The organism is Salinispora fenicalii, from assembly GCF_000514815.1.
In the GTDB taxonomy this organism is placed as follows: Bacteria; Actinomycetota; Actinomycetes; order Mycobacteriales; family Micromonosporaceae; genus Micromonospora; species Micromonospora fenicalii.
In genome coordinates, this window is the sequence record NZ_AZWQ01000019.1 from 75,382 (window position 1) to 90,236 (window position 14,855).

A 14,855-nucleotide genomic window follows, 5' to 3' on the forward strand; every position below is an offset into this window, starting at 1 on the left:
GTCGTTGGCGTATGGGGAAGCATCATGCCCGATACGACTGTCCCGCATCGCCGACGCCCGGTGTGGCGTGCCTCGGCGGCATGCTCGGGCGCACCAACCTCGGTCTGGTGCTGCGCGGTCTCGACTCGACAGGCCCGGACAGGTCAAGACACATGAATAGACCATTCGACACCTATCATTCCTGGCAGGGCAAATAGTCGTTAATGTGATGGGAAATCATGAACAAGAGCGCAAAGGTGACCACTACCCGCACCGCCGCGATCGCTGCGGTCGCCGCCACCACCGCATTCGTGATGATGGGCAACGTGGTCAGCGCCGCGCCCGTCGGCCCGATCGACCCCGTCCAGGCCACCGAGGGATTCCTGGTCATGACGGAGGGAAACGCGACGTTGATCGGTACGGAGAACGAGGGGACGCTCGCCGTGGGCGGAGACCTCGTATTCGCGCAGTATCAGCTAGCAGTGGTGAGCGCGGGAAACTTCTTCGCCCCCGGCGAGAACAACCCGACAGCGCTCGTGGTTGACGGGCAGGTGGACTTTGTGAACAGTCTGCCCGCCACCCGCCTCCAGGTTCTGCAGAGTGGCTACGCCAAGATCGGAAATCTGACCGACACCTTCGTGCGGAATTTTGACAACAACAACGCACCGGCCAATACGCGGATCCTGCCGGCCAACGACTACGACGCCGCACCCCGGATCGAACTCGTCACCAACCAGTCGGTACCGAGTGTCGGCCCGGTCTCGGTGATCGACTTCGCGGAGGCGTTCCAGACCTTCCGGTCGAACTCCACCGAGCTCGCGACGTGCCAGAACACCGTCGTGCTGCAGGACCCGAACGGCAACCCGATCTCCTCTCCCATCCCACCGGGGACCAACGCCGTCATCAACCTGAGCTCGAACACCACGAACGTGCTCAACATCAACTCAACCGATCTGGACAACATCAGCGTCCTGACCTTTGCCGATCAGCCGACCGCGAACGGCCCGTTGTTGGTCAACGTCAACACCACCGACGTGGGGGACACCTTCGCCTGGACCGCACCGAACTTCGCCGGCATCGGCGGGCCCGAAGCCCGCTTCATCCTGTTCAACTTCCCCACGGCCACCGCACTCACCCTCGCGCCCGGCGGCGCCACGGTCGAAGGAACGATCTACGCGCCGCGGGCCGACTTCACCGATCTTGACCAGAGCAACACCGAAGGCAGCATCATCACGCGTACCCTGGAGCACCGCGGCGGGGAAATCCACGACTACCCCTTCAGCACAACGCTCGCCTGCGACAGCGCTTCCCCGACGGCCAGCCCGACGGCGACGCCGACCACCACACCGTCCGGCACACCGACCGCTGATCCGACGGTGACCCCGACCGTCACGCCAAGCCCGACCGGGACCGACCTACCGATCACCGGATCGTCCAGCGGGTCGATGCTCTTCGCCGGCAGCCTGGCCGTCCTGACGGGCACCGCCCTCCTGCTCACAATCGGTCTCACCCACCGGCGCCGGCGCTCCGCCGGAAGCTAAGCGACCGGTCGGGGCATCCAACAGTGCCGCCCTGACGCCCAAACCCACCGTAGGTGAGGCGGGAGCACAGCTATCGGCGCTCACGCCGGCACCGCACGAACGATGGCCTGGGTAACGAAACCACTGCCTGCCCAACCAACCCAAACATCGTGTACGCCGCGAACACCGTCACCAATGCGTTAGACGAACTGACCAACGTTCCCACCACTCCATAGCCAGCCCATAAACGCGCCCGGGGACACCGGCTACCCAAATTCCTGGGCTGCTGCGCGGTCAGTAAGGCCCACGATCCTGATCCTGGCGCGAAACCGGAGCCCGACGACGGCCGGCAAATCGTTAGGATGCAGCGGCGCTGTGCGAGTGGGAGGTGAGTGCGACGTGCTCCGCTATCGTCCTCAGTCCGCTGGGGCGCTCCTGTTGGCACTGGTCAGCTCAACCATCCTGATGCCACAGACGCCGGCCCTGGCAGCTCCTGTCGTCTGCGCCGGTCCGAGCGAGCCGGGTCAGATCATTAGTGACACGCCCTGGCACCAGCAGTGGCTCGCTCCCCGACGAGTATGGCCGTTCAGCACCGGGGTGGGGATTGAGGTGGCCGTCGTCGACTCGGGCTCCGACGGCGATCACCCGCAGTTAACCGGCCGGGTGAGTTCCGGGTTCGACGCCCTCCGTGGGGCGAGCGGTGGTGACGTCGACTGCGTTTCCCATGGCACGGCGGTGGCCAGCCTCATCGCCGCCCGTCCGCAAGAGGGCATTGGCTTCCACGGTCTGGCCCCGGACGCCACGATTCTGCCGATCCGAGTCAGCGAACAGGCCGGAAGCGAAGGCAACGAAGCCCAGGGCGAAAGCGTCTCCCCTGCGGTCTTCGCCGAGGCTATCCGTCGGGCTGTCAACGACGGCGCCGACGTGATCAACATGTCCGTTACGCTCTACCGCCCCGACTCCGCCGTCGAGAGCGCGATCCGCTACGCCCAGACGAAGGACGTGGTCCTGGTCGCCGCCGCCGGAAACCTCCATCGCAACGGCGAGCAGCCCGACCCGGTGCCGTATCCCGCCGCATATGACGGTGTGGTCGGCGTCGGCGCGATCGACCAGCAGGGTGTACGGGTGGCGCAGTCACAGGTCGGTCCCTACGTCGATCTGGTGGCTCCTGGTGGCGCGGTCGTCGCCGCCACCCGGGTGAACGGGCACGGTGTGTGGAGCGGCACCAGCTTCGCGACCCCGCTGGTGAGTGCGACAGCGGCCCTGATCCGCGCCGCCGAACCGCAGCTGTCGGCGGCGCAGGTTTCTCGCCGGCTGCTAGCCACCGCTGACCCGGCACGGGGAGGTCCGGAGCAGGGCTATGGGCAAGGTGTGCTCAGCCCCTACCGGGCGATCACCGAGCGATTGAGCACCGCGGCTTCGGTGCCCCTGGCGCCCCTGCCCGACCTGCCCTATGACGCGGTGGCACAAGAGCGGGCGCAGCGGTGGGACGGCTTCCGGCGGGTTGGGCTCTGGGGTGGACTTTCGGTGGCGGCGATGGCGCTCGTTGTCGGAGTTGCCTTTTCACTTCTACCGCAGGGACGGCGACGCCGCTGGCGCCCGACGCGCCCCGAAGGGCCACCACCTTCGCCTCCGGAGGTCGACGAGCCCGAAGAAGTGTTCTTCCGGGTACCCACCTCGCTGCCCCGCGGCTGACGCCCCATCCGAAGCCGCCGTCGCCCGCTCAAGCAGACCGGCATTCGGGTCTGCCCGGACAGTCCGATGGCCCGGCGCTGGCCGGGCCATCGGACATTCGACGAGGATCAGCCGCCGAACTTCGCCTGGTTTGCGGCCTCCCGGGCTTGCATCCTGGCGGCTGACTCGCGCAGCGCCCTCTCGATTCGACCGAGCAGGTCACGCAGGTCGTTCGCCGCCGACTCCCACTCGCTCTGCCGACGGAAGTACGCCTCGCGAGCGTCACCATCCCAGGTAGCGAGCATGGGTGCGATGCTGGACTTGAGCCCGTCAAGCTCACCGTTCATGTTCTTCAGGCTGCTACTGCAGCTGTCGGCCGCGGCGTGGAGCGCAGCGAAGTTGTACCGAATTTCCATCTCGGACCCTTCCCCCGTCAGAGCTTCAGCGCGGCGGTGATGTGACCGGCAGTCGCGCCTGCAGAATCCATTTCGGACTTAATCTCATCGTCCGCGACGTCGTAGTCCCTACCGGACGAGCCAACCGCCTCGGCGATCGCCCGCAGCGCTACATTCAACCGCGCCATGTCCTGGTCGAACCGCTGGCGCACCTGCTGGAACGAACCCGCTCCAGCGCCCTTCCACTGGTCGTATAGCGGCGCAAGCTGGTCCATAAGCTGGTTCAGGTTGCCGGTGAGCCGGTCGGCGACGACGTTTACCTCGCCCCCGGTCTTCACCATCAAGCTGGTGTCGGTACGCATCGTCATGGTGGAGTGACCCCCGTCCTCATCGATCGCCTCGCTGTGGCGGAGGCGGCCTCAGTGCGGCGCACTCGCACCGCTCTATGCGAACCGTAACGGGTTATGTCCAGCCTGCGCTAGGTCAGGCAACCCCGCCCGCACAAGCGATTCTATTGTGGAGACGAAGGCTGATCGGGATCGATCGCCCGCTTTGCGGCCGCTGGGTCGAGTGCAGGACCGGCGGGCAGCCGATCGACCAGGCTCGCGGGTAGTTCAACAACCCGCGCACGGGAATAGCCGAGCATTTCCGCCACCTCTACCGAGGCGAGCGGATACCGGTAGCCGAGGTCGGTAACCAGGCTCAGCCCACCCGTCGAGGCCTCCGGCGCCGGCACAGCCTCGACTAGGACGCCGTGCCCTGGTGCGATAGCCACCCGGTCAGCGAGAGGGATACCGGTACTGCTCTGTTCGGCGGTTCGCACCGGCTCCTGAACCGGCTGCACCTGCCCGCCCAGGAGCAGGGTCGGTTCGCTCCGCCCCGGTTGGTAGGCCGCACAGACAGCTGGCTGCTCGCTGGCCCCCTGGACGATCTCGGGACGCTCGTCGGGCGCGCGGTGAGACCCCTCAGTCGGCGGCGACGCCTTGCGTGCCGTAGCCGCGGCACCGGCTGAGAGGGAGACCGGCTCCGGTAGCGCCCCAGCCGGATAGGCCTGCGTGGCTTGCGGGTCAGCCAACAGCACCTCGGCCTGAAGCTGGGTCAGCGGCCGCAACTGATCGCGCTCAGCAAGATAATACTGGCGACCACCGTTCTGGCTTTCCACGACGAAGACCTGGCCAACCCGGGCTTCCGGCAAGGCACCGGACCGCTCACCCCGGCCGACCACCTCCGGAATCCCGATCGGCTCGCCGGCGGGCAGGGCGTTCAACCAGGCTCCGCCCACCTCGACCACGGGCTCCGTGGTCATGGTTAGTCCTTCCAGGACGACGTTTTCATCGCCGATCTCGTACCGGTGGTCATGCCAGATCAGATGCAGGCCATTCGTCGCCGTGTCGCGGACCAAGAGAGCGGTGTCGCCCATCTCCCGGCCACCACCGGGCGCCGCACCGACGGTCAGCACCGTGGTGGCGACATCCCCGCCCGCCGAGTCACGGGCCAGCTGGGTGCAGAGTGTCCACGGACCGGAGAGGAGCCGTTTCGGGTCAGGCAGCGCATCTGGCGCGTCCCGAATGCCAATCGGAGTGCCGCGGGACGTGCCGACCAACGAGTTGCGGGAAACAGAGACAGTGGGCGCCGCCGTCCCCAACGCCAACAGCGCGGACGAATAGTTGACCACCGGGTAGAGGCGGCCCTCCCGGTAGATGTATCGAGTGCCGGTCTCCTTTTCCACAATGACCGCCGCGTCCGCCTTCCACTTGGTGGCGCCACCGGGGCGGAGCATCCCGTAGACGCCCACCACGGCAAGGCAGAGCACCGCCACCATGACGCTCGCGAAGCCCGCGCCACCGAGCCGCCGAAACGGCGCGGCACTCTCCGGATCGGGCTCCCGGGCCACGAGCGCGGAGGTCATCCGCTGAATGAAAAACTGGTACGACTGGACCTGGTCCCGCCGCGATGGCATGGCACCCTCCCCTTGCGTGCGGTCGACACAGACAGAGTCGTACCGCGATGCCTACGATCAGCCGTTCAGTGCACGCATGAACGCGTACAGGCCCAGCACCCCGCAGGCCACCGGCACCACCGCGAGCTGCAGCACAATGTCGAGGAAGTCCCCGAACCGGGCCAGCCGGGGCGACGGGGCTCGTCGGCTGTAGGCGAGCCCGGCGCTGACCGAGATCCCGGCCGCCACCATCGCCACCGGCAGCACCGTCAGCACCCGCACCACCGTCCCGGCGTCGGCTGCGCCAACCAGAGGCAGCAAGGCCAGCCCGACGAGGCCGCCAGCGAGCATCGGCACCCGGTGCCGGACAGTCGGCACCAGTCGGGCCCGCAGCAGGTAGCCGAGGGAAACGACTCCGGTCAACACCAGTGCAGCGACCGAACCCGCAGCGGTCAACACGATCAGGCAACCGACGGTGACCACGATCGAGCCAAAGATCATGCCGGTGAGCACTTCATCAGCCCGCGCAGTCGCCTGATAGACCGCCTCCCTGCGAGGCTGCGGCTCGTCGCGCAGCAGGTCCTCGGCGGTCCGGGGCAACACCGGCATCGGCATCTTGCCCAGCCGCACCGCGAGCAGCGGCAGCGCCGGCAGCAGCAGGGTCACCCCGCTGACCACGATCGCCGCGCCCTGCGCCGCGTCAATCGAGCCAAGAGCACACAACCCGCCGAGCAGGCCCCAGATCCCGGCATAGACCGCCGCGACAAAGACTCGGGCAGCGTCCCCCACCCCGAGGAGACCGAGTAGGCCCGTGAAGAGCAGGATGGCAGAGCCGAGCAGCACGTGCGGCGCACCGAGTGCCCAGACGGACTCCCCGGTCCCGATCACCAGAATCCCGCCGACGAAGGCGTAGGGCAGGCCGGCGGCGGCCAGCACCGCCCCGGCGAGCGAGTCGGCCATCGCCCGAGAGAGCACAATCCCGGTCAGTAGCAGCCCCACAGCGGCACTGAGCGCGATCACGCCGCCGAGCCAGCCGGGCTCGTCCGAGCCGACGATGACGGCTAGGCCAATCAAAAGCAGCGCACTCGCGACAATCAAACCCGTCAGCCGAGTCGCGAGTGGGTTCCACGCGATCCCACGGCGACGCGCGCCGGCCGCGACAGCCTCCATCAGATCGTCATACGCCAGCTCGGGCCACTCGGTCCGGCGCGGAGCCAGGTGCAGCGTCTCTCCGTCGCGGATGTTCTGCGCCGCCAACGTACGGTTGAGATCGATGGCAGCGCCATCGGTACGGCGTAGTGTCCAGCCACCATGCGCCGTACCGTCTGAGGGGTGCTCCGCTGCCTGCCGTAGCACGGCGGGCAGCATCCCGACCAGCGGCAAATGCTCCGGTAGGGCCAGATCGAGCCGCCGGTCCGGGGCGACGATGGCGATGCGCGCAAGTCCGGTTCCGGCCTGGGAAACCATTGACGCCCTCTCCGACGAGGAGCGGACCCAACCGGCCCGCGGCTGTCATAACGAGAAGAGGCTACCTACCATGTGCCGGTGGCGTGGACGTCGGTTCTGATCGATCGAGTCCAGGCACCAACGGGGAGGTTTGGTACGTGAGCACCGTCGTTGTGAAACGCCCGGATCGGCAGCCGGAGCCGGAGTACCCGGCCGGCGAGGTATTGCTGGAGGCGCCGCCGGAGGTGCCGGTACCGGGTGGGCGCAGCTGGGGTCAGATGCTGATGATGCTGCCGATGCTCGCCGGTTCGTTCGCGATGGCGCTGATGTTCGCCGGCCAGAGTGGCAACACAATCCGATACGTCGCCGGTGGTCTCTTCGGCCTCTCCGCGATCGGAATGCTCGCCTCCCAGTTCGCCAACAGCCCCGGCGGTCCGAGCAAACAGGAGATGCTGCAAAAGCGACGCGAGTACATGACACACCTGTCGCGGCAGCGTCATCGCGTCCTCAAGGCAATCCGCAAGCAGCGCGAAGCCGCGTTCTACCGACACCCCGAGCCGGGCGCGCTCTGGTCAGTTCCGATCGGCCCACGGTTGTGGGAGCGCCGGCGCGGAGACGTCGATTTCGCGACCGTTCGAATCGGGCTTGGGCCGCAGGAACTGGCTACGCCGTTGATCCCGCCGCCGACGACAACGTTGGAGAAGCTGGAGCCGATGTGCGCGCTGGCCCTGCGCCGCTTCCTGACGACCTACGGAGAGGTACCGGATCTGCCGGTGACGATGGCCCTCAACGGCTTCGCCCGGGTACATCTCCAGGGGGACGACGAAGCGACGCGTGGGCTGGTCCGTTCGGTGCTCGCCCAGGCCGCCGCATTCCACGCCCCGGACGACCTACTCGTCGCGATCTGCGTCGCCCCGGATCGGCGTGACGGGTGGGAGTGGGCGAAGTGGCTTCCGCACGGACTGCACCCGAGTCGCACCGACGCGCTGGGGCAGCTGCGGCTCGTCGCGCCCTCCGTCGCCGGGCTGGAGGCGATGCTCGACGACGTGCTGGCCAGCCGGCCCCGATTCAACCCGACCGGCGGCCCATCCCAGGTGGGCGGCCCGCACGTCCTGGTCGTCATCGACGGTGGCGACACCGCTGGATCAGACCACCTGATGACCGAGGGCGGCGTGGAGGGCGTCACCCTGCTCGACCTCTCCAACCCAGCGCCACGGCTGCTGGACCGGGCCCGACTGGTCCTCGAGGTTTCCGTGGACCAGCAGCTCTGGAGCACCACCGTGGAGGGCACCGCCGAGATCGGGCAGGCCGACCACTGCCGAATAGCGGAGATCGAGACGCTCGCCATGCAGCTCACCCCACTGCGCCTATCGGCCGCGTCCCGGGGCGGCGACAGTCCACTCACCGCCGAGCTGGGCCTGGCTGACCTACTCAACATCGGCGATCCGCACGAGTTCGACCTGGAGGCGGCCTGGCAGCCGCGGCCAAATCGGGACCGGCTGCGGGTACCGATCGGTACGGGCACCGACGGCGCTCCGGTCGAGCTCGACCTCAAGGAATCCGCGCAGGACGGCATGGGGCCGCACGGCCTGCTGATCGGTGCTACCGGCTCCGGCAAATCCGAGCTGCTGCGTACGCTGGTGCTGGCGCTCGCCGCCACGCACAGCTCGGAGAACCTGAACTTTGTCCTGGTCGACTTCAAGGGTGGTGCGACCTTCACCCGGCTGGACACTCTCCCGCACACCAGCGCGGTCATCACCAACCTCGCCAACGAACTGCCGCTGGTGGACCGGATGGCCGACTCGATCAACGGTGAGCTGGTACGCCGCCAGGAGTTGCTGCGCGCGGCCGGCAACTACGCCTCGCAGCGCGACTACGAGAAGGCCCGGGCTGCGGGTGCGCCCCTCGCTCCCCTACCCAGCCTGCTCATCATCTGCGACGAATTCTCCGAGCTACTCGCTGCAAAACCGGACTTCATCGACATGTTCGTGCAGATAGGTCGGGTTGGCCGGTCGCTCGGTGTCCACCTGCTGCTGGCCTCACAACGGCTGGAGGAGGGCCGGCTGCGCGGCCTGGACACCCACCTGTCGTACCGGATCGGGCTGCGCACCTTCTCCCCCATGGAGAGCCGGGTGGTGCTCGGCGCCGCCGACGCGTACGAGCTCCCCAGTGCGCCGGGCCACGGCTACCTACGCTTCGGTACCGAACCCCTGGCCCGGTTCAAGGCCGCGTATGTCTCCGGTGCCTACCGCAACGAGACGGCGACCGCGGTCGCCGGCGGTGACAGCGAGACGCGGGTGCAGGAGTACAGCACCAGCTATGTCGCACCACCGGTGACGCCGACCGAGAAGGAAGTAGCGCCGGAACCGGACAGCGTCGCCGCCGGCGACAGCCTGCTGGACATCTTGGTGGGCCGGCTCACCGGCCGGGGCACGCCGGCCCACCAGGTGTGGCTGCCCCCGCTCGCGGAGCCGCCGACGCTGGATCAGCTCCTGCCACCGCTGACCACAGACCCGGACCGGGGGGTGACGGTGGCGCACGCCGGTCTGGTCGGCGAACTCCAGGTCGCCACCGGCATCATCGACAAGCCGTTCGAGCAGCGTCGCGACGTACTCTGGTTTGACCTGGCGGGCGCCGCCGGCCACGCGGTGATCGTCGGTGGCCCGCAGAGCGGCAAGAGCACCCTGCTGCGGACAATCGTCACCTCGCTGGCGCTGACCCACACGCCACGGGAGGCGCAGGTCTACTGCCTCGACCTGGCCAGCAACGCGCTCTCCTCACTGCGCGACCTGCCGCACGTCGGTGCGGTGGCGACCCGGCTCGACGCAAGTTTGGTCCGACGCACGATCGCCGAGTTGCAGCTGCTGATGGGCATGCGGGAGCGGCGGTTCGGGGAGCGCGGAGTGGACTCGATGGCCGCGTACCGGCACGCCCGCCGGCACGGCCAGCACACCGATGACCCGTTCGGCGATGTTTTCCTCGTCATCGATGGCTGGTCCACTATTCGTACCGAATTCGAGGACCTCGAGCCGGCGATCAGTGACATCGCCAACCGGGGCCTCTCCTTCGGCATCCACCTGATCGTCACCGCCGGCCGTTGGATGGACCTGCGCCCCGCCATCCGGGATGTTTTCGGCACCCGGCTGGAGCTCTGGTTGGCGGATGCGAGCGATTCCATGCTGGACCGCCGCGCCGCGACAAACGTGCCAGAGAAGTCTCCCGGTCGGGGAATCAACCCCGACGGTCAGCACTTCCTCGCCGCGCTGCCCCGCGCCGACGGCGGCCAGGAGCCGGGGAACCTCCCCGAGGGCTCCCGCAAGCTGATCAACGACATCGCCACCGCCTGGGAAGGGCCCGGAGCTCCGCCGATCCGGCTGCTCCCGCCCACGATCCCGTACGGCAGCCTGCCATCCACCGGACGGCCCGGCGTGCCGATCGGCCTCGCCGAGGTGGACCTGCAGCCGGTGCACCTGGACTTCGCTGCCGACCCGCACTTCCTGCTCTTCGGGGACGGGGAGTCCGGCAAGAGCACCTTCCTGCGGGCACTGGCCCAGACGATCGTTGACCGCAACGAGCCAAACGAGGCACGACTGATCCTCGTTGACTATCGCCGCAGCATGCTCGGTGACATCACCACCGACCACCTGGTCGGGTACGGATCATCCGCGCAACTCACCGAAAACATCGTCGCCGAGGTAGCCGCCGTGATGCGAGACCGGTTACCCCCCGCCGACGTGAAGCCCGACGAGTTGCGGGCACGCAGCTGGTGGAAGGGGCCCGACCTCTACGTCCTGGTCGATGACTACGACCTGGTGGCGGGAACGGGTAGCAATCCGCTGATGCCGCTGCTGGAGTTCCTGCCGCAGGCCCGAGACATCGGTCTGCACCTGGTCGTCGCCCGCCATACCGGCGGCGCGAGCCGGGCCCTCTACGAGCCGGTGTTGATGCGGCTGCGGGAGATCAGCACACCGGGCATCGTGATGTCCGGCAACCGGGACGAGGGGGTGCTGCTCGGCACGGTCCGCCCCGGGCCACTGCCACCGGGGCGGGGCTGGCTGGTCACCCGACGGGAGGGCACCCGCCTGGTGCAGTTGGTGAATCTTCCGTCGCAGGCGGGAGCACCCGACGGGGTTGCGCGATGACGCTATGTTCCGCCAGAGTGGATACTCAGCCTGCGGCTGCAAGCACGCACAATTAGGGACATGTGCCAATATAGGCGGCAGCCTAGTTGACCGAGCGCGCCGCTGACGGGTGAGCGATCGGGGGAGACGCATGGGCGACGACTGGCTCGCCGGTGAAAATATCGACGTCGACATCCAGCAACTCGACGACTTCGCAGCCGCCATCAAGGACGAACTGGAAAAGAACTTCAGCCCCAGCCGCCAAAACGGCGTAGTTCCGATGCTCCAAGTGCAGGCACCATTCGGCGAGGGCGGAATGCGGGAGGGCATGTACTTTCAGACTAGTCACGACCACAGCCTTACGGCGATACAGCAGCTACTCGCCGAGGTAGAGGCGGGCCTGGCATCCCTCAGCGTCGCCGCAAAATCGATCTCCGTCGCCTATCTGGCCGAGGACGCCCTCATTGAGGCGACCCACGACGATGTCTTCAGTGCCTTTTACAACGTAGAAGAGCAACAGACCCTCAACAATTCCTGGCAGCAGGGCAACGACGATCAGGCAAGCTCGGTCGACTCACATTCGGAAGCGCGCGTCGACTCGGCGGCCACCCGCTTCGAAGAAGAGTTCATCCTCAGAGAAGGGGATGGCAGCGGCGAGGGGCCTTCGACGCACGACCAGCCTGAGACGGTCGGCAAGGGCTCCGCTGCGTACCAGATCCAGGGCGACGATGAGGGGATGCGCGGCGACGCGGTAGCCCCGCCGGATACCGACCTACAGGGCTGACAGCGGGACGGGAGTGTTGAGGAGCGGGTATGACCGAGCAGTATTACGGGTATACACCAACCCGCACGATCAATGGGGTGTTTGCCGGTTTCACTGACGATTACCTCAACGACACGGCCGTAACCTATACGCCCACCCAGTGGGACTCGGTCGATATCGAGCAAATGTGGGATTATGTCCGCGGCGAGAGCGACGAGCGCACCGTCGCTCTCGCTGAGGCTTGGCGCCGCACCAGCGTGCTGCTGCAAACCACGCGGGAAAATCTGAAACGGCACGCCGACGGGCTGACGGCGAGGTGGCAGTCGCCCGCGGGTCACTACTTTATGAGCAAGGTAGGCGCCGCCCTCCACTCGCTGGACGAGTGGAAAGAGGTCGCCGACCGGCACGCCAGCGGCTTAGAACAGCTCGCCAGCAAGATCGCGCAGACCCAGCGGGACATGCGCGAGCTCTGGCTGACGTACCAAGCTGAGCAGCAGCACCAAGCCCAAAAACGCAAGGATGATGAAGGTTTTCAGTGGCTTTTCGAGCCCTTCAACAACGGCAAGTCGTTCAAGGAGGTGCAGCAGGAGTTCCATGCGCGCGCAAAGAGCATCGTCAAGCCGCTCGCCGAGCTGTACATCGACGTTTCCTATGCGAATATCTATCGTGGCGGTAGGTACAAAGGGCCAATAGATGCAGCAATAATCAACCCCGAGGGGTTCCCGCAGAGCGGTCGGCCGAACGCGCCGGTCGGGCTGCCGCCCGCACCGACCGTGCCCGACGACGGGCCGAAGCTGCTCAGCCGCCTCGAGGTGACACCACCTCCCTCCCCGCGCGAGTTGCCCGACGGGGTCGGGCTCGCCGGGGGCACCGTGACCGCGCCGCCTCCGACACCCGGACCTCCGCCGGCCACACCCCCGATCCCCACCACGCCGACACCTGCGCCGGTGCTCCCGCCGGTACTACCGGGCGTCAACGGCCCAACGGCTCCCCGCCCGAGCACGCCAACCACCAGCCGACCCGGCATCCCCCGCCCCACCCTGCCCGGAACCAGCAGCCCCGGTGCCCTTGGCCCGGCGCCCAACCCCCACCGGCCCACGCCTCCCAACACCGGCACTCCCAACCCGACACATCGTGGCCCCTCACCAAACCGCGCCACCCTGCCCGGCCACACCGGCGCCCCACAGCCACACAGCCTCCACCCCGGCACACGGCCCGCCAGGCCCACACCACCACCGCCCATCCTCAGCGGCAAACACGGCACCAGCCCCTCAAGCATCGCCCACCCCACCCCACCACCAACCACCAACCGCCCGACTCCGTCAACCGGCAATGGCACCCGGGCTGGTGGCCCCCTCACCGGCCGAAGTGCCGCCGGTAGCACCCGACCGGCACCCGCCACCGGACCCACACCGTCACTGGGCGGCCGCCGGAGCGCCCCCATCACCCCCCGCACCAGGGCTCGACAGGCCTCGGAGAAGACCGAAAGCTGGGGAAACGGCGAAGGCGACGACGAACTCTGGGCCACTGACCCGCCCCCGGCCGGCATCATCGACGCGCCGGCCGAACGACGGCCACGACATCACGGCAAGGCTCTCGGCCAGAGCTAACCCCGCAACGGGCCGGTCACCCCGCCCCGGGGGGACCGGCCCATAGCATGTGACAACCGCACAACCGGCCCCGCTACGGCCACAGAGGAGGTATCCGCGAATGCGCCTCGCCCGCCCGGTAACCACCATCGCCGCCGCGACGCTCGGCGCCATAGTGGCACTCGGTGTATCAGCCCTGCCAGTCTCCGCCGTCGACCGGAAGGATGCCTGGCACCTCGACGCCCTCGAACTCACCGAGCTGCACGAAATAACCGAGGGCGAGGGAATCACCGTCGCGGTCATCGACACCGGCGTAGACGCCACTCACCCAGACCTGAAGGACAACGTGCTGCCCGGCGCAGACGTCTACAACGATCAGTCCAGGGGACACCAGGATCGGAATGGCCACGGCACCGCGATGGCCTCCCTCATCGCCGGCCACGGACACGGCCCCAACGGTCGCGACGGAGTCCTCGGCGTCGCGCCCAAAGCCAAAATCCTGCCAGTAACCGTGGCAGCATCGCGGGGGAACGGAATTGCGCCAATCATCGAGCCGAGCGCAATCGCTCGCGGAATCAACTGGGCGATCGACCAACGCGTGGACGTCATCAACGTCTCCCTAAGAAGTCCGTACAGCAAGCAACTTGACCAGGCGGTGGAGCGGGCCTATCAGAACGGCATGATCGTCGTCGCCGGCATCGGCAACCGGAAGAACTCGGGCATCGCTAACCCCGCGCTACACGAGGCCTCGCTCGCGGTAGCCGGCACCGACCGCGACGGCCAACCCAGCCGCATCGGCTCACTCCGAGCTGGGGAAATCCACCTCGCCGCACCCGCCGAAGACCTCTACCAAGCAGTACCCGGCGGAGGATACGCAACGGTCACCGGAAACAGCGGTGCTACCGCACTCGTCTCCGGCGCCGTCGCCCTGGTGAAGTCGAAATACCCGAACCTCAGCTCGTTGGAGCTGTTCAAACGGATGGTCGAGACCACGCGCGACGCCGGCGAACCAGGCAAGGACCTCGACTACGGCTGGGGCCAACTCGACCTACGCGCGGCCCTGACCGGCGAACCAGACGGCCGCGCCAGCCGAACCCAAGCCAGCCAAGAACCCCAAGTCGACCCAACCCTCGCCCGGGCCCGCGCAATCGAGTCAGATCCAAGGACCGAGACCATCGAATCGATACTCGCGATCGCACTAATGGTCCTAATTCTCGGTCTGATCACTACGCCGGTCCTGCTCCTGCTGCGATACCGGCGCCGACGCCGGCGTCAAGCCGAAACACCCGCGATGGAAACCGCCGCCGCACCCCCGATTCCCACCACCGCACCACCAACCAACACCACCGACCCAACGGACGACTCTCCCTGGCGCCGCCCCGACTAGCCAGTGGGCGGGGCTTCCCCGCCCACCCCAGGAATGCACCAG

10 protein-coding genes are annotated in these 14,855 nt (G+C 67.6%); 6 read left to right on the forward strand and 4 right to left on the reverse strand.

What is annotated here, in order from left to right; translation table 11 throughout:
- The first annotated feature begins 218 nt into the window (after positions 1-218).
- On the forward strand, positions 219-1,520 hold the full coding sequence (locus B116_RS0109455; protein ID WP_027659926.1) for a choice-of-anchor A family protein: 1,302 nt from the start codon (positions 219-221) through the stop codon (positions 1,518-1,520).
- 378 nt (positions 1,521-1,898) lie between these two features.
- Entirely contained in the window at positions 1,899-3,194 is a 1,296-nt protein-coding gene (mycP, locus tag B116_RS0109460; protein ID WP_082312770.1) for a type VII secretion-associated serine protease mycosin, read from the forward strand.
- 107 nt (positions 3,195-3,301) lie between these two features.
- Here the strand turns inward: mycP (B116_RS0109460) and B116_RS0109465 are convergent, their stop codons facing one another.
- The 4 genes from B116_RS0109465 to eccD form a co-directional block, all read right to left on the reverse strand.
- Positions 3,302-3,589 (reverse strand): WXG100 family type VII secretion target, encoded by a 288-nt coding sequence (locus B116_RS0109465; RefSeq protein ID WP_018722300.1) that lies wholly within the window; start codon positions 3,587-3,589, stop codon positions 3,302-3,304.
- A gap of 17 nt (positions 3,590-3,606) precedes the next feature.
- Positions 3,607-3,936 carry a WXG100 family type VII secretion target gene (locus tag B116_RS0109470; protein WP_027659928.1) on the reverse strand — a complete coding sequence of 110 codons (330 nt, stop codon included), beginning with the start codon at positions 3,934-3,936 and terminating at the stop codon, positions 3,607-3,609.
- A 143-nt stretch (positions 3,937-4,079) separates the two neighbouring features.
- Positions 4,080-5,528: a type VII secretion protein EccB gene (gene eccB, locus B116_RS0109475; RefSeq protein WP_027659929.1), complete on the reverse strand. Its 1,449-nt coding sequence runs from the start codon at positions 5,526-5,528 to the stop codon at positions 4,080-4,082.
- A gap of 57 nt (positions 5,529-5,585) precedes the next feature.
- The gene (eccD, locus tag B116_RS0109480) at positions 5,586-6,974 is read right to left on the reverse strand and encodes a type VII secretion integral membrane protein EccD (protein ID WP_018722303.1); all 1,389 of its coding nucleotides are present in this window, start codon (positions 6,972-6,974) and stop codon (positions 5,586-5,588) included.
- A gap of 137 nt (positions 6,975-7,111) precedes the next feature.
- Between eccD and B116_RS0109485 the strand changes: the two genes are divergently transcribed.
- From B116_RS0109485 to mycP (B116_RS0109500), 4 genes are all read left to right on the forward strand, one after another.
- The gene (locus B116_RS0109485) at positions 7,112-11,095 is read left to right on the forward strand and encodes a type VII secretion protein EccC (protein ID WP_027659930.1); all 3,984 of its coding nucleotides are present in this window, start codon (positions 7,112-7,114) and stop codon (positions 11,093-11,095) included.
- Positions 11,096-11,225: 130 nt separating this feature from the next.
- Positions 11,226-11,858 carry a hypothetical protein gene (locus B116_RS0109490; RefSeq protein WP_027659931.1) on the forward strand — a complete coding sequence of 211 codons (633 nt, stop codon included), beginning with the start codon at positions 11,226-11,228 and terminating at the stop codon, positions 11,856-11,858.
- A 29-nt stretch (positions 11,859-11,887) separates the two neighbouring features.
- On the forward strand, positions 11,888-13,447 hold the full coding sequence (locus B116_RS0109495) for a WXG100 family type VII secretion target (protein WP_027659932.1): 1,560 nt from the start codon (positions 11,888-11,890) through the stop codon (positions 13,445-13,447).
- Positions 13,448-13,547: 100 nt separating this feature from the next.
- On the forward strand, positions 13,548-14,813 hold the full coding sequence (gene mycP, locus B116_RS0109500) for a type VII secretion-associated serine protease mycosin (protein WP_027659933.1): 1,266 nt from the start codon (positions 13,548-13,550) through the stop codon (positions 14,811-14,813).
- Positions 14,814-14,855: the final 42 nt, after the last annotated feature.

Coding starts and splice junctions, on each gene's coding strand:
- B116_RS0109455 (WP_027659926.1), top strand. CDS start 219: ATGAACAAGAGCGCAAAGGTGACCACTACCCGCACCGCCGCGATCGCT.
- B116_RS0109465 (WP_018722300.1), bottom strand. CDS start 3,589: ATGGAAATTCGGTACAACTTCGCTGCGCTCCACGCCGCGGCCGACAGC.
- B116_RS0109470 (WP_027659928.1), bottom strand. CDS start 3,936: ATGACGATGCGTACCGACACCAGCTTGATGGTGAAGACCGGGGGCGAG.
- eccB (WP_027659929.1), bottom strand. CDS start 5,528: ATGCCATCGCGGCGGGACCAGGTCCAGTCGTACCAGTTTTTCATTCAG.
- eccD (WP_018722303.1), bottom strand. CDS start 6,974: ATGGTTTCCCAGGCCGGAACCGGACTTGCGCGCATCGCCATCGTCGCC.
- B116_RS0109490 (WP_027659931.1), top strand. CDS start 11,226: ATGGGCGACGACTGGCTCGCCGGTGAAAATATCGACGTCGACATCCAG.
- B116_RS0109495 (WP_027659932.1), top strand. CDS start 11,888: ATGACCGAGCAGTATTACGGGTATACACCAACCCGCACGATCAATGGG.
- mycP (WP_027659933.1), top strand. CDS start 13,548: ATGCGCCTCGCCCGCCCGGTAACCACCATCGCCGCCGCGACGCTCGGC.